This is a genomic window from Pseudomonas sp. Con_6 (genome assembly GCF_059379395.1).
The window spans coordinates 4,532,292-4,558,233 of record NZ_CM182011.1 but is presented as its reverse complement, the minus strand read 5'-3'; the positions used below and the strand labels follow the sequence as shown (position 1 = coordinate 4,558,233).

Genomic DNA, 25,942 nt, shown 5'->3' with positions numbered 1-25,942 from the left:
GGTCGCTCTAGCCGCTTTGTGGGCATTGACCAGCCATTTCTTGCGCCCTTGCAGCGGGCGGATGGAAGACGGGCAAATAGCTGCAGAAAACGGATAGTGGCGAGGGCTCGCGCGCGCGGAGAATCGTGCATGCTCACCATCGCCAGGAGATGCCCATGCACCGTGCCGCCGCTACCCTGCATAACCATTGCGCCGAACTGATCCAGGCGCAGCAGTGGATGAGTGATATCTGCGGACCCCACCAACTGCGTTCGCGGCATCCCGAGCAACTGAGCTTCAGTCACCTGGGCACGCGCCTGCCGGCACTGGGCACGGTGCTGGGGCGCATCGCCTATGGCACCGCGGTGAACATCGATATCCGCTCCCTCGATGCCTACAGCATCAGCCTGCCGCTTCGCGGGCGGCAGCGCTTGCGCAGCGGTCGCGCCCAGGTGCGTTCCGACGCAGCCTGCGGGCTGGTGGTGTCACCGCTGGAAGCGCACTCGCTGGAACTGGGCGGCGACTGCGAAAAGCTCCAGGTGGTGGTGAGCCGCCGGGCCCTGGAAGAGGTGGCCGAGGACATGCTGCAGCGGCCCTTGCGTGAACCGATCCGCTTTCGCGCGCAAATGGACATCGGCTGCGAGCAGGTGGCGGCCTGGTGGTTGAGTGTTCGCCATCTGCTTGATAACTGGCCGCAGCTGGGTGCGCTGTATGCGCAGCCGCGGCTGGCGCGGGACATGGAGTGCCTGCTGATCCGCGCGCTGTTGCTGGCGCAGCCGAACAATCACTCCGATGAGCTGGAGCAAGGCGGGCAGGAACGGGTCCCGCAGTACCTGGTGCGGGCCCGGCAGTTTCTCCAGGAGCATGCGCGGGAGGCGCTGCGGCTGAACGACCTGGAGCAGGTGGCCGGTGTTTCCCGGGAGAAGCTGTATGAGGCTTTTCGTCGTCACCATGGACTGACGCCGATGGCCTATCTCAAGCATTACCGGCTGACGGCGGTACGCAGTGCGTTGTTGAGCGCAGGGGCGGCGGCGAGTGTCTCCAGCGTGGCGCTGGAGTGGGGGTTCGGGCACCTGGGGCGGTTTGCCAGTGATTACCGCAAGGCGTTTGGCGAGTCGCCGTCGGGCACACTCGCGCGTTTGCGGTGAGCGCGGACCCTGTGGGAGCTGGCTTGCCAGCGATAGCGGTAGTGAGCCCACCATCGTAATCGCTGGCAAGCCAGCTCCCACAGGGTCCGCGTCCAGCTTTACGATTTATGACACCCGAAACCGCCGCGTAGCCGAAGGCAGTTCCCCATACCGCCGCTTGTACTCCTGGGCGAACCGCCCCAGGTGGGCGAAGCCCCATTTGAACGCCACATCCGTCACCGACGCCTGCTCGTTGCGGGTCAGTTCTTCGTGCACCTGCTCCAGGCGCAGTTCGCGCATATAGGCCATCGGGCTGGTGTTGCGGAAGCTGCGGAACCCGGCGAACAGGGTGCGTACGCTGACCCCGGCCTGCTCGGCCAGCGACTCGACGCTCAGCGGCTCATGCAGGTGCTCGCGGATATAGGCCTCGGTGCGCTTGATGAAATAGGGCGAGATGTTCTTTTCCGCCGCACGCTCCAGGTTGTCCAGGGCGCTGTGGGCCTGGCCGTAGAGCAGGGAATTGAGCAGCGCCGATTCGAACTGCTTGAGCACCAGCGGCTGGTGCAGCGGATGCTCGGGGCTGCCGAGGGCGCTGGCCAGGGTATTGAGCAGTTGCAGGAAATACGCCGCCCCCGGCCGGGAGAAGTCCAGGCGCGGGTCGAATTGCGGCAGGCGCTGGCTGGCCTGGGGAATGTGCTGGCGGCAGTGGTAGGCCATGTCTGCCTGTTCGATGCGCAGGGTCAGCTGCGGCGAATGTCCTTGCCAGCGCATCCGCGCCGGCAGGGTCGGCGAGAGCAGCGAGGCGACCTGTGGCGACGACTCGAATTCCATCCCCTCGCAATGGATCAGCGCGCCACCCTGGATGGGGATCTGGATCAGGTAGAAGTCTTCCAGGCGCCCGGGGTCGATATCCACCTCCGTGGCGTACTCCAGGCGGCTCAGGGCCAGGCCGCCGCGGGTGACATGGTGCATGCAGGCGCCGACCGTCTCGCGGGTCCGCACCGCAGACAGCTCGTGAGGCTTGAAGATGCGTCCGACACTGGTGCGCACGCTGTCCAGGTCGTAGTGCAGGAACAACTGGTTCTCTTCAGTGAACAGCTGCAATTCACTGAAGCACTCACCGCTCGCAAGGCTTGCTTCGTTGGAGATCATTGTCACCTCTCGTTACACAGGCAACCACGGCTGCACGCTTTCGGACCCGGTGCCTTGCAGTAACCGGATGGTCGCTGCAGTGTCCGGATAATGCCTGGGCGGCAGTGTGATCCTTGGTGCCGATCACCGTCGGCTTGCCTGTTTCTCAGCAAGGAACAGACCAATCTGTATGTGGGTCGTCGCGAGAGGTCTTGCGGGAGTACTCAGCGTGCGGCCAGCAACTGCTCGATCAGCTCCAGGCAACGCTGCAGCACCGGCGCCGCCTCGTCCTTGCGCCGGCTCAGGATGATCGGGCTCACGGCATCGCGGTCCTGCACGCCGGTGTATTCCAGGTCTGCCCGATGCTGCTGGCGGACCGAGGCCGGCGCCAGTGTCACCCCCAGGCCCGCGGCCACCAGCCCCAGCGCGGTCTGCAGTTCGTTGCTCCACTGTCCGATCTGCACGCTCAGGCCATGGTGGGCGAACAGGGCGAGGATATGGTCGGCATAGCTGGGCCGCGGCGTGGCGGGGTAGAGCACGAAGGGCTCGCGGGCCAGTTGCGCCAGCGTCGGCGTGGTCCCGCACAGGGCATGGCCACGGGGCAGCACTGCCACCAGAGGGTCCTCGTACAGCACCTGCTGCTCGATGGCGGGATCGTCGATGCGAATGCGCCCGAAGCCGATATCGATACGCCCGGTCTTGAGCGCATCGACCTGCTGCACCGTGGTCATCTCGACCAGGTCCAGTTGCAGGTCGGGGTCGCTGCGCAGCGACCGGGTCAGTTCCGGCAGCAGCCCGTACAACGTCGAGGGGGCGAAGCCGATCCCCAGCCAGTGGCGCTGGCCCTGGCCGATGCGCCGGGTCGCGGCGCCGATCTGTTCCAGTTGCTGGAGCAGGGTGCCGGTCTGTTCATAGAAGAAGCGCCCGGCCTCGGTCAGGCGCAGGGGACGACCGCGTTCCACCAGCAAGGTGCCCAATTCTTCTTCCAGCTGGCTGATCTGCCGGCTCAGCGGCGGCTGGGCCATGTGCAGGCGCTCGGCAGCGCGGGTGAAGTTCAGGGTCTCGGCGAGCGCCTTGAAGTAACGCAGGTGACGAAGCTCCATCAGACTTCCTGGGTATGGTGGCAGAGGTAATCGATATTGGATCGAGTGGCGCCAACAGGCAATCCTTTACCCACCGTTCAATCCATGTGGCCACGCAGGGCGTCGCCACCATGAGGTCTCCAGGCAAATGAGCAATGCAGTGATCGAACAGGTGCAGGCGATCATCGTCGACCTGCCCACCATCCGCCCGCACAAGCTGGCGATGCACACCATGCAGCAGCAGACCCTGGTGATCATTCGCCTGCGCTGCAGCGATGGCGTGGAAGGCATTGGCGAGGCGACCACCATCGGCGGCCTGGCCTACGGCTACGAGAGCCCTGAAGGGATCAAGGCCAATATCGATGCGCACCTGGCTCCGGCCCTGGTCGGTCTGGCGGCAGACAACATCAACGCCGCCATGCTCAAGCTGGACAAGCTGGCCAAGGGCAACACCTTCGCCAAGTCCGGCATCGAGAGCGCGCTGCTGGATGCCCAGGGCAAGCGCCTGGGCCTGCCGGTCAGCGAACTGCTGGGCGGGCGTGTGCGCGACAGCCTGGAAGTGGCCTGGACCCTGGCCAGCGGCGACACCGCCCGGGACATCGCCGAAGCCTGGCACATGCTGGAAATCCGCCGGCATCGGGTGTTCAAGCTGAAGATTGGCGCCAACCCGGTGGAGCAGGACCTCAAGCACGTGGTGGCGATCAAGCGCGAACTGGGCGACCAGGCCAGCGTGCGGGTCGACGTCAATCAGTACTGGGACGAATCCCAGGCCATCCGCGCCTGCCAGGTGCTGGGCGACAACGGCATCGACCTGATCGAGCAGCCGATCTCGCGGGTCAACCGCAGTGGCCAGGTACGCCTTAACCAGCGCAGTCCCGCACCGATCATGGCCGACGAATCCATCGAAAGCGTGGAGGACGCCTTCAGCCTCGCCGCCGACGGCGCAGCGAGCATCTTCGCCCTGAAGATCGCCAAGAACGGCGGCCCCCGTGCCGTGCTGCGCACCGCGCAGATCGCCGAGGCGGCGGGCATCGCCTTGTATGGCGGGACCATGCTCGAAGGCGCGGTGGGCACCCTGGCCTCGGCCCATGCCTTCCTCACCCTGCGCCAGCTGACCTGGGGCACCGAGCTGTTCGGGCCGCTGCTGCTGACCGAGGAAATCGTTCACCAAGCCCCGGTGTACCGCGACTTCCACCTGCACGTCCCGGCCACTCCCGGCCTGGGCCTGACCCTGGACGAAGCGCAGCTTGCGCGCTTCGCCCGCCGCTGAACGAAGGAGAAACGAGATGCTGTTCCACGTGAAGATGACCGTGAAGCTGCCGGTCGACATGGACCCGGCCAAGGCCGCGCAATTGAAGGCCGACGAGAAGGAACTGGCCCAGCGCCTGCAGCGCGAGGGCAGTTGGCGCCACCTGTGGCGCATTGCCGGGCACTACGCCAACTACAGCGTGTTCGACCTGCCCAGCGTCGAGGCCCTGCACGACACCCTGATGCAATTGCCGCTGTTCCCCTACATGGACATCGAGATCGACGGCCTTTGCCGGCATCCTTCGTCGATTCATGAAGGGGATCGCTGAGGCGCGGATAGCTCCGGCCCGGGTCATTCCTATATGCTCCGGGGCGACCGTTCGGGGCTGTCGTACCCCGTCGCAGCCGGAGCCGCAGATGCAGATCGACGAAGAGCTGACCCTGAAGAAGCTGGAAATCTTCCTCGCCTTCATGCACAGCGGAAACCTCGCCCGTGCCGCCGCCCAGCTGGAGACCAGCAGCGTCAGTGTCCATCGCGCCATCCACTCGCTGGAAAACGCCTTGCGCTGCCCCTTGTTCAAGCATGAGGGGCGCAAGCTGACTCCGCTGGAAAGTGCCTACGTGCTGGAGGACAAGGCCCGCAAGCTGATCCAGGACACCAGCGAGATGGTGCGCCTGACCCGCGAGGCGGCGGGTTTCTCTTCCGAGCGTTTCAAGCTCGGTGCCCTGTATTCGCTGACGGTGAAGACCGTGCCGCAACTGGTCATGGGCCTCAAGCTGCGCCGCAGCGAGCTGAACATCGACCTTACCCTGGGCTCCAACGTCGACCTGCTGTACCGCCTGAAGAATTTCGAGCTGGACGCGATCCTGGTGTCGCTGGACGAAAGCACCAGCGATCCGGCCTGCGAGCAGTTGCCGCTGTTCTCCGACGATATCTTCCTCGCCGTGCCCACCGACTCGCCCTTCGCCCTGGAAGCGGAAGTCGACCTCGCCGATCTCGCCGGCTCGACCTTCATCACCCTGACCCAGGGCTTCGCCACCCACCGCGATGGTGTGCGGGTGTTTGAGCAGGCGGGGTTCAAGCCCAACGTGGCGATGCAGGTCAACGATATCTTCACCCTCTTGAGCATGGTCAGTTCGGGGGTCGGTTATGCGTTGCTGCCGGGGCGTATTTCGGCGGTCTATGAAAACCGCGTCAGGTTGATTCCGCTGCAGTCGCGTTATCGGCTGCAGCAGCATATCGGCGTGGTATTCCTGAAGACCCGCGAGCGGGACCCCAATCTGCTTGCGCTGGTTGCCGAGTGTCGGATGTACAGTCGCCAGCGCGAAGCCTGAAACGACGACGCCCCGGTGCATGACCGGGGCGTCGGGTAACCGCGAACGGCAGCGTCAGCCAACCAGGCCGCGCACGCAGAAGTACAGGATCGACGGCCCCATCAGGCAGCCCAGTCCGGTATGGAACGTAGCGGTCAGGGCGCCGTAAGGCACCAGTCGCCGATCAGTGGCTGCCAGCCCTGCAGTCACGCCGCTGACGGTACCGGCCAGCCCGCCGAACACCATCGCCGAACGCGGGTTGTCCAGCGCCAGCAGGCGTGCCGAGACCGGCGTGAAGACCATCACCAGGATCGCCTTGATCAGGCCGGTGGCAATGGACAGCGCCATCACATCGGAGCTGGCACCCAGCGCCGCGCCGGTCACCGGGCCGACGATGTAGGTCACCGCTCCGGCGCCGATGGTGGTCATGCTCACCGCATCGCGATAGCCGAAGCTCCAGGCCACGGCCGCACCGACGATGAAGGGCAGGACGGTGCCCAGCAGCAGTGCCACCGCGCCGATCATCCCGGCCCGGCGCGCCTCGGTGGCCTGCACCTCGAACGCCGTGGCGACGATGGCGAAGTCCCGCAGCATGGCGCCACCCATCAGGCCGATGCCGGAGAACAGCGTGAGGTCGGCCAGGCCTTTCTGCCCACCGGTGATGTTGCCACCGATCCAGGCCAGCACCAGGCCGATGACGATGGCGATGGCCGAGCCGTGGACGCGGCCGAAGGTGAGCCGTTTCGACAGCACCACCGAGATCCACATCACCGCGCCGACCACGGCGAAGGCGGTGACCAGGCCATTGTGTTCCAGTGCCTTGAGGATGATTTCCATATCAGCGGCCTCCTGCCGGTGCGATTGCGGCCACGTCGGCCTCATTGACTTCCTTTTCCAGCGGTTCCCCGCGGTGGGTACGGCTGATCAGCGCGATGGTCGCGCCGCACAGCAATACCGCGCCGACCGCCGCGATCAGCGCTACCGGGCCGCCGTGCAGGGCGGTGACCACATTCTGCTGCGCCGCCATGGCGACCACGATGGGGATGTACATGGCGCCCCAGAAACCGACGCCCAGCTCGCACTCCTTGGACATGCCGCCATTACGCTGCATGTACAGGCGGGCGAAGATCAGCAGGATCATGGCGATGCCGACACCGCCCACGTTGGATTTGACGCCCAGGAGGACGCCGAGGAAGTCGCCGAGGATGACGCCGGCAAGGGTGCAGATGGCCAGCAGGGCCACGCCGTAGATGATCATTGTTGTTGTCCTCACGATGAGTCGAAGTTGCTTGTTGTTGTTGGTCTTCGAATGGCACGGCGGTCAGCGGGTCGTCTCCACCTCCCTGCGCAGCAGCGCATCCAGGGTATCCGGCCGGGCATCCTGGCAGGCGACCACCGTTCCGGGGTTGAACACAGGCCGGGCCAGGCCGCTCAGCACGGCGCCGGGTGGCAGTTCGATCAGCAGGCGTGCGCCGCGTTCGTAGGCGTTGCGCAGGGTGCCGGCCCAGTCGACGCGGCGACACATGTTGTACGCCAGATCGTCGCCAAGGGCCTCGGCGTCGTGCAGCACGCGGGCGCTGCTGCTGCTCAGGACGGTCATGGCCGGGCGACGCAGGGGCACGCCGGCGAAGGCTTGCGCCAGCTCAGTGGCGGGTTGCGCCAGCAGCGCGCAATGAGACGGCACGCTCATCGCCAGACGCTTGGCGACGCGGGCACCAGCGGCCAGGGCACGAGCGGCCAGGGCGGCCATGGCGCTGTCGCTGCCGGCGATCACGAACTGCTGTTCGGCATTGATATTGGCCAGGAACACCGGCTCCGCGGCGCTGGCGATCAGTGCTTCGACGCTGGTCTGGTCCAGGCCGATCAAGGCCGTCATGCCATGGCCCGTCGGGTAGGCACGCTGCATCAGTTCGCCGCGCAGGGCCACCAGGCGCACTGCATCGGCGTAGTCCAGGGCCCCGGCGATCACCGCCGCCGGGTAGGCGCCAATGGACAGGCCGGCGACGAACTGCGGCGCCGGATTGCGTTGCAGCAGGCCCCGGGCCGCTGCCACGCCGGCCACCAGCAGGCAGAGCTGGACGGCGCGGGTCGAGGCCAGTGCGGCCGGGCTGTCGAGTTGCGCGACCGCTTCGCCGAGGACATCGCTGGCCTCTTCCAGGCAGGCGCGGCCCAGGGGGACGTCGCGCAGGCCCTGCAGCATGCCGGGGCGTTGCGCGCCCTGGCCGGGGAAGGCGAACAGGCTGCTCATGCCGGCTGCTCCACAAGGTGCCACGGGTCGGTGACCAGGCGCGCGCCTTCTCGATGCTTGAGCAGCACCCGTGCGGCGCCGCTGGCCCATTCGGCCAGGGCGATGGCGCCGTTGGGGGTTTCCAGTTGCACGTCGATCCGGCAGGGGGAGGGTTGCAGGGCGTGGCTCAGCGCACGGGCCTGCAAACGACTCAACGGCGCCGGTGTGCGCACCACCAGGTCGAGATCGCTGGCTTCGTGCAGCATCGCCAGGCCGGTGGCCAGCTGGTAGGCGACGCCCCCGGTGGGACCCCAAGCCAGGCCGGTGCTGTCCAGTAGCGGGGTGAGCCGCTGCAAGGCGGCCAGCGCCGGCAGATCCGCCACCGCGTCCAGGCGCAGGTCCTCGGGGCGGCGCCGGCAGCGCACCGCCTCCCGCGGCATCCAGGCCGCCAGACGCCTGGCCCGCCCGTCGCCGCGCAGGCCGACCGGCACCTGCCCGGCCGGGCCGCTGGCGCGCCGGACCACCACGGGCAGCCCGGCAGCCAGCACCCGTCGAGCCCAGTCCGGGGCATCGTCGGGCAGGTGCTCCGGAAGCATGCCCCAGAGCAGGTCGTGTGCGGCAAAGGTCGTGTTCATCCGTCACTCCCCCTCTCGATAAAAAGCCTGGTCAGCGAATCACCACTGGGCCCGCAACAGCGCCCGCACCTTCGACGACAGCGCCCGGTTCGGCGCGCCGAGGCGTCCGCGCAGGTCGGTATTGCTGCCGATATCGTCTGCGGCGCGGGCCAGGGCGTCGGTCACCTTGGCGATATCCGTCGCTGCAGGCCGTTCGATGTCGTCGACCTTGACCCGTTCCCAGAGCAGCCCCAACGAGGCATAGCTGGCGATGTCATAGGCCATCGGCGGCACGGTGGCGGCCAGTGCTTCCAGTTCCTCGACGCTGCGCAGGGTGATGCGTGCGGCGGCGGCCTTGCCCATGGCGTGGACCATCACTCCGTCGTCGTCCAGGGCGATCAGGCGCTGGGCCTGGTAGCCATGGGCGAGAAAGGCGCCGGACATGGCCTTGCCCACCAGCAGCGCGATCAGCGGGTGGCCGGCGAGGCGGGCGCGGGCGTAGGCATCCACCGCTCCGGCCAGGGCCTGGTGAATCCCCAGCGCCTCTTCGCGGCGACCATAGGCCTGGCTCGGTACATCGACCACCGCCACCAGGACCCGCGGCGTGCCACCGGCATCCGCCTCGATGGTGTCATCGATGGCCTTGGCCAGGCCCCAGCCTTCCAGCAGGCCGACCTCGCCGTTGCGGGCGCGGGGGAACGGGTTGCCCGCATCGGGCACCACGGCGACGAAGCGTGCCGGACGGTTGCCCAGTTCGCCATCGATCACCTTGATCGAGGCGGGATAGCCCGCTGCTTCGTGACCCCCGGCCAATGCGCGGATCCACTCAAGTCCTCGGCTCATTGCAGTTCTCCCTGGTAAATGGCACGCGCCCGGGCGGCATCCAGTTGTTCGCAGTCGCTGCCCAGCTTGCCGAGCAGGGCGAGGAAGTCGGCATGGCGTCGGCTGCGTGGCAGGGCCGGTTCACCGGCGGCCAGCGCGGCGACCAGGGCCTGGCGCACGTCGTCGACGGCGTCTGCCATGTAGCTGTCCGCCAGTCCGCAGGCGAAGCGTTGTTCTCCGCCGCTCAGGCTCCAGATGAAGGGCCGGTCGCGGGAATCGTATTCGTCGATGCCGGCTTCCTGTTCGATCACCTGCGGGCCGTTGAGCCCCAGGCGCGCTTCGCGGGTCACCAGCACCCGGCTGCACAGCCCGGCGGCGATGGACATGCCGCCGAAGCAGCCGACGGAACCTGCGATCAGGCCGATCACCGGCTGGAACTGGCGCAGCTCGACGATGGCCGCCTGGATCTCGGCGATGGCCGCGAGGCCCAGGTTGGCCTCCTGCAGGCGCACGCCGCCGGTTTCCAGCAGAAGCACGGCGGCGGTGGGGATGCCGTTGCGGTTGTCTTCGACGGCCAGCTCCAGGGCACCGGCGATCTTGGCGCCGCCGACCTCGCCCATGCTGCCGCCCTGGAAGGCGCCTTCGATGGCCGCCACCAGCAGCGGCCTACCGTCGAGGGTGCCCTTGGCAACGACCACGCCGTCATCGGCCTGGGGCACGATGCCCTGGCCCGGCAGCCATGGCGACATGACCCGGTCGAAGGGACCGAGCAGCTCGCGGAAGCTGCCGGGATCGAGCAGGGCCTGGGCCCGTTGGCGCGCGCCCAGCTCGACGAAGCTGCGGCTGGCCAGCAGATGGGTGATGTCAGTCATGGGCAATCTCCTCGAAGCCTTGTTCCAGGCGCAGGCGCACCACGCCCGGGGTGGCGCCGAAGTCGTGGATATCGATGTTCATCGCCGGCAGCGTCTGCCCGGTGAACAGGCGCGCGAACAGTTGTTCCCAGCGCGGCGCGCTGCCGTTGACCGAGGTCACCACGGTGATCGCCAGCACGCCGTCGGTACCCGGCTCCAGCAGCACTTCAAGGTCACCGGAACCGACGCAGCCCACCAGGGCGCGACCGCTGGCAGGCTGGCCGGCGGGGTAGGTAAAAGACAGGGTTTCCATGGTCAGAGACTCCCGAAGGTATCGAGCAACAGGCAGGCGGCCAGCAGGTCGGCGGCCCCTCCCGGCGAGGCGTTGAGGGCGAGCAGCTGGCTGTCCAGTTCGCGCAGGCGACGGCGCCCGGCCAGGCTGGCGCTGCCACCGGCGTCTAGCACGGCGCGGGCGCCTTGCTGCATGGCTTGCAGCCCTGCGCTGCCTGCGCGCCAGAGCACACAGGTGTCTTGTAGCGTGGTCATGATCGCCAGCAGGGCGTCGAGGCGTGCGTTCTGTTCGCCGCTGCCGGCGTGGCGGCTGCGGGCAAGTTGCGGCAGGCCATGCTCGAGCACGCTGGGGAAACCCGCCTGGGCTTCTTCCCGCGCACCGCGCACGCCGTAACGACGTTGCACTTGCAGGCCATGGCTGTCTTGCTGCCTGGGCGCAAAGCGGTCGTCGATCAGGGCGATCCGCCCGGCTCGCGCAGCGATGGCACCGGCCGTCTCGCCTGGTTCGCCGAGGGCGCGTGCCGCTACCAGCAGGCCCAGAGCCCAGATGGCGCCGCGGTGGGTATTGACCCCGCCGGTGGTGGCGAGCATGGCCCGTTCGCCTTCGCGACCGATCCGGCCGAGGGCTTCGCGCAGCGGCTGGCCGACCTCGCCGATGGCCAGGGCGGCCTCGGCCATTTCCTTGAAGCATGGCCACAGCGCCAGGGCCGAAGCGTGCATCAGGCCCAGGTGCAGGTCGCGGTGCGCGCCGCTGCCGCGACGGTCCACCAGCGCCGGTTTGGGCGACAGGTCGGCTTCGTCGATCAGGGCATCCACCGCCAGGTCGGCGAGCAGTTGAGCCAGGGGCAGGGGGACGTCAGTCAGTGTCGATGCGCTCATCACCAGCTCCTGAACCGTGCAGGCGGGTTGTAAAGGCCGCCGGACCACTCCACCAGTTCGGCGATGCTTTTCGCCGCCAGCAACTCGCGGCTGGCCTGGGTGCGCTGGATGCCGAGGTCTTCCGGCAGGGCGATCAGGCCCTCCTGGCGCATGCGCCGGGTTTCCCTCGGATCATGACGCAGGCCGATGGCGGTAACCCCGGCGACGGCGGCGATCATCGCCTGGCGTTCCTCCAGGGTGCGCGCCTTGTACAGGTAGGCGATGCCTTCTTCGGTGAGCAGGTGGGTGACGTCGTCGCCGTAGATCATCACCGGCGCCAGCGGCATGCCGGTCTGCTTCGCTACGCCCACTGCATCCAGAGTCTCGACGAAGGTGGGCTTGCCGCCTTCCTGGAAGGTCTCGACCATCTGCACCACCAGCTTGCGGCCGCGTTCCAGCAGGGTCACCGGCTCGGTCATGTCGAGCCAGGCCGGGGTCACGTGGCGGCGGCCACGGGGGTCGTGGCCCATGTTCGGCGCGCCACCGAAACCGGCCAGGCGCCCGCGGGTCACGGTGGAGGAGTGGCCGTCGCCGTCCACCTGCAGGGTGGCGCCGATGAACAGGTCGACGGCGTACTGCCCGGCCAGCTGGCACATCATCCGGTTGGAGCGCATCGAGCCGTCGCGGCCGGTGAAGAACACATCCGGGCGCTGGGCGATGTAGTCCTCCATGCCCAGCTCGGTGCCGAAGCAGTGCACGCTGTCCACCCAGCCCGATTCGATCGCCGGGATCAGGGTAGGGTGCGGATTGAGGGTCCAGTTGCGGCAGATCTTGCCCTTCAGGCCGAGGGATTCGCCGTAGGTCGGCAGGATCAGCTCGATGGCGGCGGTGTTGAAACCGATGCCATGGTTGAGGGACTGGACGTTGTGTTTCTCGTAGATCCCGCGGATCGCCATCATCGCCATCAGCACATGCACCGGCTTGATATGGCGCGGGTCGCGGGTGAACAGGGGTTCGATGTAGAAAGGCTTGTCGGCCACCACCACGAAGTCGACCCAGGACGCCGGGATATCGACCCGGGGCAGGTCGCGCACGTCGTCCACCAGCTGGTTGACCTGGACGATGACGATGCCGTCGCTGAACGCGGTGGGCTCGACCAGGGCGGGGGTGTCCTCGGTGCTCGGGCCGGTGTAGATGTTGCCCTCGCGGTCGGCCATGAAGCCGGCCACCAGCGCCACGTTGGGGATCAGGTCTACCAGCAGGCGCGAGTACAGCTCGATGTAGGTATGGATGGCGCCGACTTCCAGCTTGCCGTCTTCGAGCAACTGGCCGATGCGCAGGCTTTGCGGGCCGGCGAAGGAAAAGTCGAGCGTGCGGGCGATGCCCTGCTCGAACAGGTCGAGGTGCTCGGCGCGGCTGACGCTGGGCATGATCATGTGCAGATCGTGCAACTTGCCGGGATCGACCTTGGCCAGGGAGCGGGAGAGGAAGTCCGCCTGCTTCTGGTTGTTGCCTTCGAGGACTACCCGATCGCCAGGGGCGATCAGCCGTTCGAGGGCTTCGACGATGCGCTCGCCGGGTAGCACCGCGCCGTCCGCCAGGGGACGGACCAGGTCGAGGCGACGCTGCTTCTCGCTGCGCCGACGCGACCATTGCGGTGGGGGGGAGGGTCTTGTTGTCATTGTGTGACTCCACGTGTCCGCTTGCGTGGGGTCAAGTTAAGGGTGGGGGTGGTGGGGTATCAATCAAGGTGGGTGGTGGATAGTTACTCTTAGGTTAACGATTGGTGTTGCCGGCCTGCTCGCGTTCAATTCCGCGCTCCGTTCGTTCGATGACCTCGACCGGTAGCCAGTAGCCGGTCTGTTCGTCACGGCTGCGCAGCACCAGCGTCGCCACGGTCGCCAGCAGGCTCGCCGCTGCCAGCCACCAGATATGCCAGACCATGGCGAAGCCCAGCAGCAGGCTGCACAACCCGATCAGCATGCCCAGGCTGGTGTTGCGCGGCAGGTGGATCGGTTGGTAGTCCGCTGTGGCCTGGGTCTCGATCCCGCGCTCCTTCATGCCCCAGTACGCATCGATGCCTTCCACCACCGGCCGTACCGCGAAGTTGTAGACCGGCGGCGGCGAGGCGGTCGTCCATTCCAGGGTCCGGCCATTCCACGGGTCGCCGGTGTGGTCGCGGTTCTGGTGGCGCTGGCGGAAGCTCAAAATCAGCTGTGCGACCTGGCAGCAGACGCCACAGAGAATGATGCCCACGCCGAGCATCTCAAGCATCAGCAAGGGTCGCCATTCCGGCACATCGACCGCATTCAGGCGCCGGGTCATGCCCATGAAACCGAGGACGTAGGAGGGCATGAAGGCGAAGTAGAAGCCCACCAGCCAGCACCAGAACGCCGCCCGCCCCGAGCGCTCGTGGAGCTTGAAGCCGGAGGCCTTGGAGAACCAGTAGCTCAGGCCGCAGAGATAGCCGAACACCGCGCCGCCGATGATCACGTTATGGAAATGCGCCACCAGGAACAGGCTGTTGTGCAGCAGGAAATCAGCACCCGGCACCGCCAGCAGCACGCCGCTCATGCCGCCGATGCTGAAGGTGACGATGAAGCCCAGGGTCCACAGCATCGGCGTCTCGAAACGCACCTGGCCGCGGAACATGGTGAACAGCCAGGTGAAGATCTTCACCCCCGTGGGCACGGCGATGACCATGGTCATGATGCCGAAGAAGGCGTTGACGCTGGCTCCGGCGCCCATGGTGAAGAAGTGGTGGGCCCAGACCACGAACGACAGCACGGTGATGACGATGCTCGCCCAGACCAGTGAGTGGTAGCCGAACAGGCGCTTGCCGGCGAAGGTCGACACCACCTCGGAGAACACGCCGAACGCCGGCAGGATGAGGATGTACACCTCCGGGTGACCCCAGGCCCAGATCAGGTTGATGTACATCATCGGGTTGCCGCCCAGCTCGGCGGTGAAGATATGCATGCCCAGGTAGCGGTCGAGGCTGAGCAGCAGCAGGGTGGCGGTGAGGATGGGGAACGCCGCGAGGATCAGCACCATGGTGCACAGCGCCGTCCAGGTGAACACCGGCATGCGGAACAGGGTCATGCCGGTGGTGCGCATCCTGATGATGGTGACGAAGAGGTTCACCCCGGTCAGCAGCGTGCCGAGCCCGGCGATCTGCAGTGACCAGATCCAGTAATCCACGCCCACCCCGGGGCTGTAGTCGATGCCCGACAGCGGCGGGTAGGCGACCCAGCCGGTGCGGGCGAACTCGCCGACGCCCAGGGAGATGTTCACCAGCAGCGCCCCGGCGACGAACAGCCAGAAGCTCACCGCGTTGAGAAAGGGAAAGGCCAGGTCGCGGGCGCCGATCTGCAGGGGCACGACGATGTTCATCAGGCCGATCAGCAGGGGCATGGCCATGAAGAAGATCATGATGGTGCCGTGGGCGGTGAAGATCTGGTCGTAGTGGTCCGGCGGCAGGTAGCCGGCAGAGCCGCCGGAGGCCATGGCCTGCTGGGTGCGCATCAGCAGGGCATCGGCGAAACCGCGCAGGAGCATGACCAGAGCGGCGACGATGTACATCACGCCGATGCGCTTGTGGTCCACGGAGGTCAGCCACTCGGTCCACAGCCAGGTCCATCGGCGTTGCCAGGTGATCGCCGCCAGGATGCCCAGGCCGATGAGACCGACCACGGCCAGGGTGGTCATGATGATGGGGTCGTGCAGCGGGATGGCTTCCCAGCTCAGCTTTCCGAACACAGGTCACGTCCTTTGCGGCGGGCGGATATCCAGGCTTAGAAACGGCTCAGGGGGCGGGGAGTTGCGGGAAGATCGGGAAATGGCGACGAGTGGTTGCCTCAGGACCGTGTCGAGCTCTCAGCGAATCTTGCTGGTGGATTCGTGCATCAGTTGCAGGAACGATTCAAGGCATGGATTGCCATTGTCCGGGTGCCAGCTGATACCGAACTCGATCTCCGGCGAGTCGGCCAGGGCGTGGAAGCGGATGCCTTGCAGATTGCTGCGGCTCATCGCTGACGGCACGACGGAAACCCCCAGGCCCTCGGCCACCAGGTTGACGATGGTGCCCTGCAACTGGGTGTACATCCGCACCTGTGGATCGAAGCCTGCGGCCTGGCACTGGCCCATGATGCTGTCGTACAGCGCTGGCGCCGTGTTGCGCGGGGTGAGGATGAAGGGTTCGTCGCGCAGGTCGCCCAGGCTCAGGTCACGGCGGTCAGCCAGGGCATGATCGGCGGGGAGGGCGATGCACAGTCTTTCCGTGTGCAATGGCCGGTAGCGCAGGGCCGCGTGGCCGGCCTGGCGAAACGACAGGCAGACATCGTTGTGGCCTTGCGCTACCGAGTGTTCCAGCTCGACGGGCATCAGTTCGTGCAGGGACAGGTCGATGTCGGGATAGGCCTCGGAAAAGCCTTTGATCAGTTTCGGAAAACCGGTCCAGGCCACCATCGAGGTAAAGGCGATGCGCAACTCGCCCCGTTCCCCGCGGGCCACCGCCTGGCTGGCGCGGATCGCCGAGTCGAAGGCCGCCATGACCTGGGCGCCATTGCGCTGCAGTTCCCGCCCGGCGGCAGTGAGGCTGACCGAGCGCGAGCTGCGCTGTACCAGTTCGCAACCCATGGCCTCTTCCAGCGCGCAGATCTGCCGGCTCAGCGAGGGTTGCGCCAGATGCAGGCTGGCAGCGGCCTTGCCGAAGTGCAGGTGCTCGGCCAGGGCGAGGAAATAGCGCAGTTGTCTGAGTTCGAGCATCGATGCCTCCAGGCTATGGATCGCGGCATTCTAAGTCATTGGACCGTATCGAAACAGATTCCTACACTGGCGCCGGTATCTCCTGACTGGAAGCGTCATGCACACCGTTCTTGTTGTCGTTGTCCCTATCTTTGCCCTGATCCTGGTGGGTTATCTGTGCCGCAAGAGCGGCAAGCTGGGGCCTAGGGCGGCCTCGGAAATCAACCTGATGGTGGTCTGGCTGTGCCTGCCGGCGCTGCTGTTCAAGGTCACGGCAACCGCGACCTGGGCCGAGATCTGGCAGCCGGGGTTCGTCCTGGCGTTTGGCGGCGGCACCTTGGCGATGTTCCTGGTGACCTTGCTATGGCGCCTGGGCAGTGGCCACAGCCTGGCCACGGCCAGCATCGACGGGCTCAGTTCGGGGTATGCCAACACCGGCTATATCGGCATTCCCCTGTGTGCGCTGCTGTTCGGTGATGCCGGCTTGCAGCCGGCGCTGATCGCCACGCTGATCGTGGTCTGCGTGCTGTTCGCCATTGCGGTGGTGTGCATCGAGGTCGGGTTGCAGACGGAGAAGCATGTGGGGCGGGCGGCGGCGAAGGTGCTGCGGGCGCTGGCGAAGAATCCGCTGGTGATCGCGCCGGTCGCCGGTGGGCTGTGGGCCAGTACCGGGCTGGGCATTGCCCTGCCGGTGATGCATTTCCTCGACATGCTCGCGGCGGCCACCACGCCGTGCGCCCTGGTCTCGCTGGGGCTGTTCCTGGCGCAGCCGGCACCGCAGGAGAAAAGCAGCGCCTGGCCGCTGGTGGCGATGAAGCTGGTGGGCCAGCCGCTGCTGACCTGGGTGCTGGCGTTCAAGGTCCTGGCCTTGCCGTCGATGTGGGCGACCTCGGCCGTGCTGCTGGCGGCGCTGCCCACCGGGACCGGGCCGTTCATGCTGGCGGAATATTACAAGCGGGAGGCGGGGGTGGTTTCGAAGGCGATACTGCTGTCGACGATGGGGTCGTTGTTGACCTTGGGCGGGTTGCTTTACTGCTTCCACTTTTCTGCCTGAGGGGGGTGTACGCGACCGTAGGAGCAGGCAAGCCTGCTCCGATCCGATAACTCGCGTCGGGCGCTCAGTCGCCGAACGGCCCCGCCGCCGTGAAGGCCCCGCCCTGGAGCCCGGCACCAGGCTCGCCTGCCGCAGCTTTCGGCAACTGTTCCAGACGCGCGCGAAAACGCTCCGAGTTGTCCTTCGGAACAAAGCCCAGGTGGGCGGCATGGCGGTTGTCCCACCACAGGTCGCGGTTCGCCGAAACGCCATAGACCACTGTGTGCCCCACGTCCTCGGCGAGCAATGCACGCTCCACCAGGTGCGCCAGGTCGGCATAGCTGAGCCAGGTGGAGAGCATGCGCACGTTGCGCGGCTCGGGGAACGAGGAGCCGATGCGCAGGCTCACGGTCTCGATGCCGTAGCGGTGGAAATAGAAGGTCGCGAGGTCCTCGCCATAGGACTTGGACAGCCCGTAGTAACAGTCCGGGCGCCGTGGCGAATGGGCATCCACCGTCTCGTCCTGCGGGTAGAAACCGGTGACATGGTTGGAACTGGCGAAGATGACCCGCCTGATCCCCTGTTTGCGCGCCGCTTCGTAGATATGGAAGGTGCCGCGGATATTCGCGTCGAGAATCTCCTCGAAGGAGCGCTCGGTGGAGATGCCGCCCAGGTGCACGATGGCATCGACATGGTCGGCGAGCGCCAGTACCCCGGCCTTGTCGGCGAGGTCGCAGTTGATCACTTCCTCATGCTCGCCCGCGGCGGGGGCCATGGTGCCGATGTCGGACACGCGGACGATCGCGGCGTGAGCCTGCAGGGCCTCGCGCAGGATCTGGCCGAGGCCGCCGGCGGCACCGGTGAGCAGGAGGCGGTTGAAGGGTTTTTTCTGGTCTGTGGACATGGCGGGCCTTGTTGCTGGGCATTGGAAAAGCCCCGGGCCAGGGCCCGGGGCGGGACATCACATGAAGTTGTACTGGATCCCCAGGCGCCAGCGCGCCTGGCGGTCGTCGGTGGTGGAGTTGACCTTGATGTCACCCACCTCCATGAACGGCGCCCACTGTTTGTTGAGCTTGTACTTGATGATCAGGTTCTGCTCGTAGTCGCTCTTCTTGTTGTCGTAGCGGATGTAGTCGGTGTCGAAGTGGATGTACTGGTACTCGAAGGCCCAAGGGCCCTTGGGGGTATAGCCGAGCCAGCCTTCCAGGCGGGTGGTGTTCTGGTTGTCCTTGGCCCGGTCGTCCTTGCTGCGGTCGATCAGGTCGCGATCCAGGCTGCGGGCATCCTGGCGCACGCGGGTGGCGACGTACCAGGTGTCGGAGATCTTGTAGGTGTACTTCAGACCGAACTTGTAGGTGGTGGCGTCCTTGGAGCTGTCCATCTGGAACGCCGGCGTCAGGGTCGACCTGGGACTCAGCTTGTAGTTGTAGTCCACGGTGAATTCATGGCCGTTGTTGACCATGTTGTCGTACGCGACGTCCTCGCGGTCGCCCGCGGTCTTGTACTTGATCTCGGCAGCGAAGCCGAGGCCGCTGTCCATCCGGTAGTTCATCTTGATCCGGTCCGAATGGATGCTGTCGTCTTCGGTGAAACCGTGACGGTAGTTGATGCTGGCCGAGTCTGCGTGGGCGTGCAGGGACAGGCCGAGGGTAGCGACGGCGATAAGGCTGCGAAGTGTGGTGTTCATGCGATCTTCTTTTGTTTTTGTTGTTGAGGTCGTGATGAGGCGCGGGTGTCGGGAACGGTGTGGTGGTGGGTGGCTCCGAGGCGAATTTGAAAAATAAGTTATCGGACAACTATGGGGTTGTCTACGATTTCTTTGAATGTTGTCTGACGACAAGATTTGATGGCTCTATTTCGGGTGTTTCACTTGTTCTAAAGGAGGTTAAAGGGGTTTTAAAGGTGGGTTTTCGAGGTGTTGCACGAGGTTTTGAAAGATTTCGAAGGGGTGCTTTTCAAAAGTTGTATGATGACGTAGGATCTCGTCCAGAGCGTGACTCCTTCGCCGCCAACCCTAATAAAAAGGCCCAGACGTCCATGATCATCACCGCTGTAAACGTGCAGATCTTTTCCTACCCCACCCGCCGTGCCGTCGACAGTGCCGGGCATGCCCACCCGGGCGACGTGACCCAGGCCAGCATGGCCCTCCTGCGGATCAAGACCGAATGCGGCAACGAGGGCTATGCCCTGGGCGCGCCGGAGCTGATTCGTCCCTATGTGCTGGATGGTTTCGTGCGCAAGGTGCTGGTGGGGGCCAATGCCTTCGATCGCGAGAAGATCTGGCACGACCTCGCCCACTGGCAGCGCGGCAGCGCCAGCCAGCTGACCGACCGCGCCCTGGCGCTGGTAGAACAGGCCCTGTGGGACTGGGCCGGGCGCAAGCTGAACGTGCCGGTGCACAAGCTGATCGGCGGCTACCGCGACAAGGTGCCGGCCTACGGCTCGACCATGTGCGGCGACGAGCTGCCGGGCGGCCTGTCCACCCCCGAGGAATATGGCCGCTTCGCCGAGACCCTGGTCAAGCGCGGCTACAAGGCGATCAAGCTGCACACCTGGATGCCGCCGGTGTCCTTCGCGCCGAGCGTGGCCATGGACATCAAGGCCTGCGCTGCGGTGCGCGAGGCGGTCGGCCCGGACATCGCCCTGATGATCGACGGCTATCACTGGTACAGCCGCACCGATGCCCTGACCATTGGCCGCGCCCTGGAGAAGCTCGACTTCGCCTGGTTCGAAGAACCGATGATGGAAGACTCCGCCGAATCCTACGCCTGGCTGGCGGGGCAGCTGGACATCCCGATCCTCGGCCCGGAAAGCCTCGGCGGCAAGCACCTGAGCCGGGCCAGCTGGGTCAAGAACGACGTCTGCGACATCCTTCGTGCTGGCGTCGCCGGGGTCGGCGGCATCGCTCCGTGCCTGAAGGTGGCGCACATGGCCGAGGCTTTTGGCATGGACTGCGAGATCCACGGCAACGGCGCGGCCAACCTGGCGGTGGTCGGTGCGATCAAGAACTGCACCTGGTACGAGCGCGGCCTGTTGCACCCGTTCCTGAACTATGACGAAGTACCGGCTTACCTCAAGCGCCTGGTCGACCCGATGGACGAAGAGGGTTTCGTGCACCTCTCGGACCTGCCGGGCCTGGGCGAGGACATCGATTTCAACTACGTCGAGACCAATACCCAGCACAGCTACTGATGCGTGGCCGGCGGCACGCGTGCGCGCGTGTCGCCCGAGAGTCCAATAACTACAAGAAAGGCAATCTCACATGAGCGTTCTCCCGAAACTTCGCGCGGGGGCGTTGACGGCGCTGCTGGCCCTGAGCGCCACGCCCCTGGCTTACGCCAAGACCCCGGCCGACCAGTTGATCGTCGGCATGAGCATGATCAACCTGCTGTCCCTCGACCCGGCCGCTGCCACCGGGCTGGATGTCTCCGAGGTCAATGCCAACCTCTACGACATGCTGCTGGTGCAGGATGCAAGACAGCCAGACCAGTTGCTTCCGGCCCTGGCCGAAAGCTGGCAGGTCAGCGACGACCGCAAGACCCTCACCTTCATCCTGCGCAAGGACGTCAAGTTCCAGTCCGGCAATCCGCTGAGCGCCGAGGACGTGGCCTGGTCGCTGCAGCGGGTGCTCAAGCTCAACCTGGCCCTGGCCTCGACCTGGAAGGCCTACGGCTTCAGCGCCGGCAATGTCGCCCAGCACATGCGTGCGGTCGATGAACACACCTTCGTCATCGAGCTGCCGCGGCCCACCGACCCGCTGCTGGTGCTCAACACCCTGGCCACCTCGCCCAGCGCCTTCATCCTCGACCGCAAGGTGGTGCAGCAGCACCAGAAGGGCGACGACATGGGCGGCGCCTGGCTGACCACCCACGCCGCCGGCAGCGGCCCGTTCATCCTCAAGGACTGGCGTGCCAACGACGTGATCCTGATGAACCGCTTCGACGGCTACTGGGGTGGCCCGGCCAAGCTCAAGCGCATCGTCATGCGCAACATGACCGAGTCGCAATCCCTGCGCCTGATGGTGGAGCGCGGCGACCTGGACCTGGCCAAGGGCATGTCGGCGCCGGATATCGAGGCGCTGGAAAGCTCGGACCAGGTCCGCACCCAGACCGTGCAGCGCGGCACCCTCTACTACGTGGCGCTGAGCGTGAAGAACAAGCCTTACGACGATGCCCGGGTGCGCAAGGCGGTGCGTTCGCTGATCGACTACCAGGGCATCAACCAGACCGTCATGCCGCACTACGGCCAGCTCAACCAGCGTCCGCTGCCCCTGGGCCTGGCGGCGCGCCTGGACGATCCGGGCTACACCCTGAACGTCGCCGAGGCGAAGAAGCTGCTGGCCGAGGCCGGCTACCCCAACGGCTTCAAGACCACCATCCGCGTGCTCACCGAGCCGCCGTTCATCAACATCGCTTCCAGCCTGCAGGCGACCCTGGCCCAGGCGGGGATCCAGGCGACCATCGTCACCGGCACCGGCAACCAGATCTATGGCGCCATGCGCGAGCGCAGCTTCGACATCCTGGTCGGCCGCGGCGGCGGCGGTGCCGAGCGTCATCCCCACTCCAGCCTGCGCACCCTGGTGTACAACCCGGACAACCGCGACGAGGCCAAGTTGAGCAACTTCCAGGGCTGGCGTACCTCGTTCTACAGCCCCGAGCTGAACAGCCTGATCGAGCGCGCCGAAGTCGAGCCGGACAAGGCGAAACAGCTGGCCGACTACCAGCAGATCCAGACCACCCTGGACGAGCAGGTGGGGGCGATCCTGCCGGTCTCGCAGATGACCGACACCGTGGTGCTGTACCACGACGTCGAGAACTACCAGGGCCATAGCGCCGCCACTACCCGCTACAAGGACGTCTACAAGTCGCGTTGAGCGCCGCGGGGCGAACGCGCCCCGCACGCCGCGTCGACCCACGACCGCCATTTCAGGAGCCCGTTATGTTTCTTTCGACTGCCTCGGTACTGGGCGCCCGCGCGTCCGGTACTGTCCGCCGGGCCGGCACGGTCCTGGTGACCCTGCTCGGTCTGCTGGCGCTGACCTTCTTCATCGGTCGGGTGATGCCGCTGGACCCGGTGCTTGCCGTGGTCGGACCGGATGCCGACAGCTCCACCTACGACCAGGTGTACCAGGCCATGGGCCTGGACAAGCCGATCTGGACCCAGTTCGGCCTGTACCTCAACGACCTGCTGCACGGTGACTTCGGCAATGCGCTGCTCACCGGGCACCCGGTGCTGGAAGACATCAAGCGGGTGTTCCCGGCCACCCTCGAACTGGCCACTCTGGCGATTTTCTTCGGCGTGTTCATCGGCCTGCCGCTGGGCGTGGTCGCCGCCAGCAATCAAGGGCGCCTGGGCGACCATGTGGCGCGCGTCATCACCCTGTTCGGTTACTCCACGCCGATCTTCTGGGTCGGCATGATGGGCCTGCTGGTGTTCTACGCCTGGCTCGGCTGGGCCGGCGGGGCAGGGCGCATCGACCTGGCCTACGACGGCATGGTCGAGGAAGTCACCGGCCTGCTGCTGGTGGACACCGCCCTGGCCCGCGACTGGGAAGCCTTCAGCAGCGCGTTGAAGCATATCGTCCTGCCGTCGCTGATCCTCGGCCTCAACTCGGTGGCCTATATCAGCCGCATGACCCGCAGCTTCATGCTCGAACAGCTGTCCCAGGAGTACATCATCACCGCCCGGGTCAAGGGCCTGTCGCGGCGTCAGGTGGTCTGGGGCCATGCCTTCCGCAACATCCTCGTGCAACTGCTCACCGTGGTGGCCCTGGCCTACGGCTCGCTGCTGGAAGGTGCGGTGCTGATCGAGACGGTGTTCGCCTGGCCCGGTTTCGGCCAGTACCTGACCAGCAGCCTGATGCTCGGCGACATGAACGCGGTGATGGGCTGCGTGCTGGTGATCGGCCTGATCTTCGTCGCCCTCAACCTGATCAGCGATGCGCTCTACAAGGTGTTCGACCCAAGGACCCGCTGAGCCCACAGCCTGCGCGAACACATCGACAACTATAAAAAGAAGGATGCCCCATGAAGACTGTATTCCCGACCCTGCGCCTGACCCTGCTGGGCGCGATCCTGGCCCTCGGCCCGATGGCCGCCGTGCAGGCGAAGACGCCTGCCGACCAGTTGATCGTCGGCATGAGCCTGGTCAACCTGTTCTCCATCGACCCGGCCAATGCCCCAGGCCTGGACGCCTCCGGGATCAATGCCAACCTCTACGACACGCTGATCAAGCGCGACAACGGCAACCCGGAAAAGCACCTGCCGCAACTGGCCGAACGCTGGGAGATCAGCGAGGACGGCAAGCGCATCACCTTCCACCTGCGCGATGATGTCAAGTTCCACTCCGGCAACCCCCTGACCGCCGAAGACGTGGCCTGGTCGCTGTACCGGGTGATGAAACTCAACTTCGGCCTCGCCACCACCTGGAAGGCCTACGGCTACAGCGTCGACAACATCCAGGGCCTGATCCGCGCCAGCGACGCCCACACCCTGGTGGTCGAGCTGCCGCAGGCCACCGATCCGCTGCTGGTGATCGACTCCCTGGCGATTTCCCCGAGCGCGGTGGTGGTCGATCGCGTCGAAGCGCTCAAGCACGAGAAGAATGGCGACCTCGGCGGCGCCTGGCTGGTGACCAACGAGGCCGGCAGCGGGCCGTTCACCCTGAGCAAGTGGAGCGCCAACGACGCCCTGGTGATGACCCGCTTCGACGGCTATTGGGCGGGCCCTGCGAAAGTGAAGCGGGTGCTGCTGCGGCACATGACCGAATCGCAATCGCTGCGCCTGATGCTCGAACGCGGCGACCTCGACCTGGCCTACGGCATGGCCGCGCCGGACATCAAGGCCATCGAGAGCTCCGACAAGCTCCAGGTCCAGGCCCTGCAGCGCGGCACCATGTACTACGTGGCGATGAGCATGAAGCAGCCGGAGTTCGCCAACAAGAAGGTGCGCGAGGCGGTACGCAACCTGATCGACTACAAGGGCCTGGACGAGCAGGTCATGCCGCACTACGGCACGCTCAACCAGCAACCGATGCAGCTCGGCCTGGAAGCCCGGCTGCCGGATCCGGGCTACCGCATGGACGTGGCCAAGGCCAAGGCCCTGCTGGCCGAAGCCGGCTATCCGCAAGGCTTCGCCACCACCATCCGCACCCTGTCCGAGCCGCCGTTCATCGATATCGCCGCGCGCATGCAGGCGACCCTCGCCGAAGGCGGGATCAAGGCCACCATCGTCACCGGCACCGGCAACCAGGTGTACGGCGCCATGCGTGCGCGCAACTTCGAGATGATCGTGGCCCGCGGCGCCGAGCGTTATCCGCACCCGTACTTCAGCCTGCGCACCTTCGTCTACAACCCGGACAACAGCGACGCCGCCGGCCTGCCCAACTTCCAGGGCTGGCGCGCGTCGTTCTTCAGTCGCCAGCTCAACGACCTGATCGACCGCGTCGGCGTCGAGCGCGATGCCGGCAAGCGCCTGGCCATGTACCACGAAGCACAGAACCTGTACGACCAGCAGGTCGGCCCGATCATGATGATCTCGCAGATGACCGACACCGCGGTCAGCGCGGTGGACGTCAAGGGCTTCGTCGGCGACGACGCCGAGGCGACCCGCTACCTGGGCGTCTACAAGCAACGCTGAGTACCGTGCCAGCGCCTGCGGGCGCTGGCACGGCCATGAGTCCACACCGAGAACATGCCGATGATTGCCAACATGTCTTCCAGCGAAACCGCCGCCAAGCGGCCAGCCGACACCACCCCGGCGTCCAGCCTCGACGCCTTGTACAAGAGCAGCCTGCGGGTGCTGCGCCACCTGCTGCGCAACCCCATGACCCTGGCGGGCCTGGTGGTGGCCTTGCTGCTGGTGGTGGTAGCCACCTTCGCGCCCTGGATCGCCACCCACGACCCGGTGCTGCAGAACCTCGCCAACGCCTTGCAGGCGCCCAGCGCCGCGCACTGGTTCGGCACCGACGAGTACGGCCGGGACATCTTCAGCCGGCTGGTCCATGGCTCGCGCATCACCCTCTACATCATCGCCCTGGTGAGCATCATCGTCGGCCCCATCGGGCTGTTCATCGGCACCGTCTCCGGCTATTTCGGCGGCATCGTCGACACGGTGTTCATGCGCATCACCGACATCTTCATCTCCTTCCCGAGCCTGGTCCTGGCCCTGGCCTTCATCGCTGCCCTCGGCCCAGGCCTGGAGCATGCGGTGGTGGCCATCGCACTCACCTCCTGGCCGCCGATAGCGCGCCTGGCGCGGGCGGAAACCCTGTCGCTGCGCAAGGCCGACTTCGTCGTGGCGGTGGAGCTGCAGGGTGCCTCGTCGAGCCGCATCATCCTGCGCCATATCGTGCCCATGTGCCTGTCGTCGGTGATCATTCGCCTGACCATGAACATGGCCGGGATCATCCTCACTGCCGCCGCCTTGGGCTTCCTCGGCCTCGGCGCCCAGGCACCGCTGCCGGAGTGGGGGGCGATGATCTCCACTGGCCGGCGCTACATGCTCGAATGCTGGTGGCTGGTAGCAGTGCCGGGGGCGGCGATCATGCTCGTGAGCCTGGCGTTCAACCTGCTGGGCGACGGCCTGCGGGACATTCTCGATCCGCGTAGCGAATAACTGG

Annotated in this window: 25 protein-coding genes; 10 read left to right on the top strand and 15 right to left on the bottom strand. The window is 66.1% G+C overall.

The window, feature by feature from the left end; translation table 11 throughout:
- Positions 1-155: 155 nt before the first annotated feature.
- The gene (locus AC5QPF_RS20200; protein WP_494959578.1) at positions 156-1,127 is read left to right on the top strand and encodes an AraC-like ligand-binding domain-containing protein; all 972 of its coding nucleotides are present in this window, start codon (positions 156-158) and stop codon (positions 1,125-1,127) included.
- Positions 1,128-1,232: 105 nt separating this feature from the next.
- Here the strand turns inward: AC5QPF_RS20200 and AC5QPF_RS20195 are convergent, their stop codons facing one another.
- Positions 1,233-2,258, bottom strand: a complete 1,026-nt coding sequence (locus AC5QPF_RS20195) for an AraC-like ligand-binding domain-containing protein (protein WP_494959577.1) — start codon at positions 2,256-2,258, stop codon at positions 1,233-1,235.
- 203 nt (positions 2,259-2,461) lie between these two features.
- Positions 2,462-3,340, bottom strand: a complete 879-nt coding sequence (locus AC5QPF_RS20190) for a LysR substrate-binding domain-containing protein (RefSeq protein WP_494959576.1) — start codon at positions 3,338-3,340, stop codon at positions 2,462-2,464.
- A gap of 127 nt (positions 3,341-3,467) precedes the next feature.
- On the opposite strand from AC5QPF_RS20190, the gene AC5QPF_RS20185 reads away from it, so the two are divergent.
- The 3 genes from AC5QPF_RS20185 to AC5QPF_RS20175 all read left to right on the top strand — a co-directional run bounded on the left by AC5QPF_RS20185 (position 3,468) and on the right by AC5QPF_RS20175 (position 5,902).
- Positions 3,468-4,589, top strand: a complete 1,122-nt coding sequence (locus tag AC5QPF_RS20185; RefSeq protein ID WP_494959575.1) for a muconate/chloromuconate family cycloisomerase — start codon at positions 3,468-3,470, stop codon at positions 4,587-4,589.
- Between the two features lie 16 nt (positions 4,590-4,605).
- Positions 4,606-4,896 carry a muconolactone Delta-isomerase gene (gene catC, locus AC5QPF_RS20180; RefSeq protein ID WP_494959574.1) on the top strand — a complete coding sequence of 97 codons (291 nt, stop codon included), beginning with the start codon at positions 4,606-4,608 and terminating at the stop codon, positions 4,894-4,896.
- Between the two features lie 88 nt (positions 4,897-4,984).
- Entirely contained in the window at positions 4,985-5,902 is a 918-nt protein-coding gene (locus AC5QPF_RS20175; RefSeq protein ID WP_494959573.1) for a LysR substrate-binding domain-containing protein, read from the top strand.
- Positions 5,903-5,956: 54 nt separating this feature from the next.
- Here the strand turns inward: AC5QPF_RS20175 and madM are convergent, their stop codons facing one another.
- The 11 genes from madM to AC5QPF_RS20120 all read right to left on the bottom strand — a co-directional run bounded on the left by madM (position 5,957) and on the right by AC5QPF_RS20120 (position 16,311).
- On the bottom strand, positions 5,957-6,718 hold the full coding sequence (gene madM, locus AC5QPF_RS20170; protein WP_494959572.1) for a malonate transporter subunit MadM: 762 nt from the start codon (positions 6,716-6,718) through the stop codon (positions 5,957-5,959).
- A gap of 1 nt (position 6,719) precedes the next feature.
- The gene (madL, locus tag AC5QPF_RS20165) at positions 6,720-7,139 is read right to left on the bottom strand and encodes a malonate transporter subunit MadL (protein WP_458977947.1); all 420 of its coding nucleotides are present in this window, start codon (positions 7,137-7,139) and stop codon (positions 6,720-6,722) included.
- A 63-nt stretch (positions 7,140-7,202) separates the two neighbouring features.
- On the bottom strand, positions 7,203-8,129 hold the full coding sequence (mdcH, locus tag AC5QPF_RS20160; protein WP_494959571.1) for a malonate decarboxylase subunit epsilon: 927 nt from the start codon (positions 8,127-8,129) through the stop codon (positions 7,203-7,205).
- Positions 8,126-8,743: a malonate decarboxylase holo-ACP synthase gene (locus AC5QPF_RS20155; protein WP_494959570.1), complete on the bottom strand. Its 618-nt coding sequence runs from the start codon at positions 8,741-8,743 to the stop codon at positions 8,126-8,128. Before AC5QPF_RS20155 ends, mdcH begins: the two co-directional genes overlap by 4 nt.
- A 39-nt stretch (positions 8,744-8,782) precedes the next feature.
- Entirely contained in the window at positions 8,783-9,565 is a 783-nt protein-coding gene (gene mdcE, locus AC5QPF_RS20150) for a biotin-independent malonate decarboxylase subunit gamma (RefSeq protein ID WP_494959569.1), read from the bottom strand.
- Positions 9,562-10,416, bottom strand: coding sequence for a biotin-independent malonate decarboxylase subunit beta (locus tag AC5QPF_RS20145; RefSeq protein ID WP_494959568.1), 855 nt, complete (start codon positions 10,414-10,416; stop codon positions 9,562-9,564). Before AC5QPF_RS20145 ends, mdcE begins: the two co-directional genes overlap by 4 nt.
- Positions 10,409-10,708, bottom strand: a complete 300-nt coding sequence (locus tag AC5QPF_RS20140; RefSeq protein WP_494959567.1) for a malonate decarboxylase subunit delta — start codon at positions 10,706-10,708, stop codon at positions 10,409-10,411. The genes AC5QPF_RS20145 and AC5QPF_RS20140 overlap by 8 nt, the downstream gene beginning before the upstream one ends.
- Positions 10,709-10,710: 2 nt before the next feature.
- Positions 10,711-11,565: a triphosphoribosyl-dephospho-CoA synthase gene (locus tag AC5QPF_RS20135; protein ID WP_494959566.1), complete on the bottom strand. Its 855-nt coding sequence runs from the start codon at positions 11,563-11,565 to the stop codon at positions 10,711-10,713.
- A complete protein-coding gene (gene mdcA, locus AC5QPF_RS20130) occupies positions 11,565-13,226 on the bottom strand; it encodes a malonate decarboxylase subunit alpha (protein ID WP_494959565.1) in 1,662 nt (553 codons plus the stop codon). The genes AC5QPF_RS20135 and mdcA overlap by 1 nt, the downstream gene beginning before the upstream one ends.
- 94 nt (positions 13,227-13,320) lie before the next feature.
- Positions 13,321-15,303 (bottom strand): cytochrome o ubiquinol oxidase subunit I, encoded by a 1,983-nt coding sequence (gene cyoB, locus AC5QPF_RS20125; protein ID WP_494959564.1) that lies wholly within the window; start codon positions 15,301-15,303, stop codon positions 13,321-13,323.
- A gap of 117 nt (positions 15,304-15,420) precedes the next feature.
- Positions 15,421-16,311: a LysR substrate-binding domain-containing protein gene (locus AC5QPF_RS20120; protein WP_494959563.1), complete on the bottom strand. Its 891-nt coding sequence runs from the start codon at positions 16,309-16,311 to the stop codon at positions 15,421-15,423.
- Between the two features lie 97 nt (positions 16,312-16,408).
- On the opposite strand from AC5QPF_RS20120, the gene AC5QPF_RS20115 reads away from it, so the two are divergent.
- Positions 16,409-17,344 carry an AEC family transporter gene (locus AC5QPF_RS20115; protein WP_494959562.1) on the top strand — a complete coding sequence of 312 codons (936 nt, stop codon included), beginning with the start codon at positions 16,409-16,411 and terminating at the stop codon, positions 17,342-17,344.
- 64 nt (positions 17,345-17,408) lie between these two features.
- Here the strand turns inward: AC5QPF_RS20115 and AC5QPF_RS20110 are convergent, their stop codons facing one another.
- Together AC5QPF_RS20110 and AC5QPF_RS20105 are read right to left on the bottom strand one after the other, a co-directional pair.
- Entirely contained in the window at positions 17,409-18,227 is an 819-nt protein-coding gene (locus tag AC5QPF_RS20110) for an NAD-dependent epimerase/dehydratase family protein (RefSeq protein WP_494959561.1), read from the bottom strand.
- 57 nt (positions 18,228-18,284) lie between these two features.
- Positions 18,285-19,010: an oligogalacturonate-specific porin KdgM family protein gene (locus tag AC5QPF_RS20105; RefSeq protein ID WP_458977917.1), complete on the bottom strand. Its 726-nt coding sequence runs from the start codon at positions 19,008-19,010 to the stop codon at positions 18,285-18,287.
- 350 nt (positions 19,011-19,360) lie between these two features.
- Here AC5QPF_RS20105 and AC5QPF_RS20100 point away from each other — a divergent pair, with 350 nt between their 5' ends.
- The 5 genes from AC5QPF_RS20100 (at position 19,361) to AC5QPF_RS20080 (ending at position 25,938) form a co-directional block, all read left to right on the top strand.
- A complete protein-coding gene (locus AC5QPF_RS20100) occupies positions 19,361-20,515 on the top strand; it encodes an enolase C-terminal domain-like protein (protein ID WP_494959560.1) in 1,155 nt (384 codons plus the stop codon).
- 70 nt (positions 20,516-20,585) lie between these two features.
- On the top strand, positions 20,586-22,196 hold the full coding sequence (locus AC5QPF_RS20095; RefSeq protein WP_494959559.1) for an ABC transporter substrate-binding protein: 1,611 nt from the start codon (positions 20,586-20,588) through the stop codon (positions 22,194-22,196).
- A 65-nt stretch (positions 22,197-22,261) separates the two neighbouring features.
- Positions 22,262-23,299 (top strand): ABC transporter permease subunit, encoded by a 1,038-nt coding sequence (locus AC5QPF_RS20090; protein ID WP_494959558.1) that lies wholly within the window; start codon positions 22,262-22,264, stop codon positions 23,297-23,299.
- Between the two features lie 50 nt (positions 23,300-23,349).
- Positions 23,350-24,960: an ABC transporter substrate-binding protein gene (locus tag AC5QPF_RS20085; RefSeq protein WP_494959557.1), complete on the top strand. Its 1,611-nt coding sequence runs from the start codon at positions 23,350-23,352 to the stop codon at positions 24,958-24,960.
- Positions 24,961-25,020: 60 nt separating this feature from the next.
- Positions 25,021-25,938: an ABC transporter permease subunit gene (locus tag AC5QPF_RS20080; protein ID WP_494959556.1), complete on the top strand. Its 918-nt coding sequence runs from the start codon at positions 25,021-25,023 to the stop codon at positions 25,936-25,938.
- Positions 25,939-25,942: the final 4 nt, after the last annotated feature.

Coding starts and splice junctions, on each gene's coding strand:
- AC5QPF_RS20200 (WP_494959578.1), top strand. CDS start 156: ATGCACCGTGCCGCCGCTACCCTGCATAACCATTGCGCCGAACTGATC.
- AC5QPF_RS20195 (WP_494959577.1), bottom strand. CDS start 2,258: ATGATCTCCAACGAAGCAAGCCTTGCGAGCGGTGAGTGCTTCAGTGAA.
- AC5QPF_RS20190 (WP_494959576.1), bottom strand. CDS start 3,340: ATGGAGCTTCGTCACCTGCGTTACTTCAAGGCGCTCGCCGAGACCCTG.
- AC5QPF_RS20185 (WP_494959575.1), top strand. CDS start 3,468: ATGAGCAATGCAGTGATCGAACAGGTGCAGGCGATCATCGTCGACCTG.
- catC (WP_494959574.1), top strand. CDS start 4,606: ATGCTGTTCCACGTGAAGATGACCGTGAAGCTGCCGGTCGACATGGAC.
- AC5QPF_RS20175 (WP_494959573.1), top strand. CDS start 4,985: ATGCAGATCGACGAAGAGCTGACCCTGAAGAAGCTGGAAATCTTCCTC.
- madM (WP_494959572.1), bottom strand. CDS start 6,718: ATGGAAATCATCCTCAAGGCACTGGAACACAATGGCCTGGTCACCGCC.
- madL (WP_458977947.1), bottom strand. CDS start 7,139: ATGATCATCTACGGCGTGGCCCTGCTGGCCATCTGCACCCTTGCCGGC.
- mdcH (WP_494959571.1), bottom strand. CDS start 8,129: ATGAGCAGCCTGTTCGCCTTCCCCGGCCAGGGCGCGCAACGCCCCGGC.
- AC5QPF_RS20155 (WP_494959570.1), bottom strand. CDS start 8,743: ATGAACACGACCTTTGCCGCACACGACCTGCTCTGGGGCATGCTTCCG.
- mdcE (WP_494959569.1), bottom strand. CDS start 9,565: ATGAGCCGAGGACTTGAGTGGATCCGCGCATTGGCCGGGGGTCACGAA.
- AC5QPF_RS20145 (WP_494959568.1), bottom strand. CDS start 10,416: ATGACTGACATCACCCATCTGCTGGCCAGCCGCAGCTTCGTCGAGCTG.
- AC5QPF_RS20140 (WP_494959567.1), bottom strand. CDS start 10,708: ATGGAAACCCTGTCTTTTACCTACCCCGCCGGCCAGCCTGCCAGCGGT.
- AC5QPF_RS20135 (WP_494959566.1), bottom strand. CDS start 11,565: ATGAGCGCATCGACACTGACTGACGTCCCCCTGCCCCTGGCTCAACTG.
- mdcA (WP_494959565.1), bottom strand. CDS start 13,226: ATGACAACAAGACCCTCCCCCCCACCGCAATGGTCGCGTCGGCGCAGC.
- AC5QPF_RS20120 (WP_494959563.1), bottom strand. CDS start 16,311: ATGCTCGAACTCAGACAACTGCGCTATTTCCTCGCCCTGGCCGAGCAC.
- AC5QPF_RS20115 (WP_494959562.1), top strand. CDS start 16,409: ATGCACACCGTTCTTGTTGTCGTTGTCCCTATCTTTGCCCTGATCCTG.
- AC5QPF_RS20110 (WP_494959561.1), bottom strand. CDS start 18,227: ATGTCCACAGACCAGAAAAAACCCTTCAACCGCCTCCTGCTCACCGGT.
- AC5QPF_RS20105 (WP_458977917.1), bottom strand. CDS start 19,010: ATGAACACCACACTTCGCAGCCTTATCGCCGTCGCTACCCTCGGCCTG.
- AC5QPF_RS20100 (WP_494959560.1), top strand. CDS start 19,361: ATGATCATCACCGCTGTAAACGTGCAGATCTTTTCCTACCCCACCCGC.
- AC5QPF_RS20095 (WP_494959559.1), top strand. CDS start 20,586: ATGAGCGTTCTCCCGAAACTTCGCGCGGGGGCGTTGACGGCGCTGCTG.
- AC5QPF_RS20090 (WP_494959558.1), top strand. CDS start 22,262: ATGTTTCTTTCGACTGCCTCGGTACTGGGCGCCCGCGCGTCCGGTACT.
- AC5QPF_RS20085 (WP_494959557.1), top strand. CDS start 23,350: ATGAAGACTGTATTCCCGACCCTGCGCCTGACCCTGCTGGGCGCGATC.
- AC5QPF_RS20080 (WP_494959556.1), top strand. CDS start 25,021: ATGATTGCCAACATGTCTTCCAGCGAAACCGCCGCCAAGCGGCCAGCC.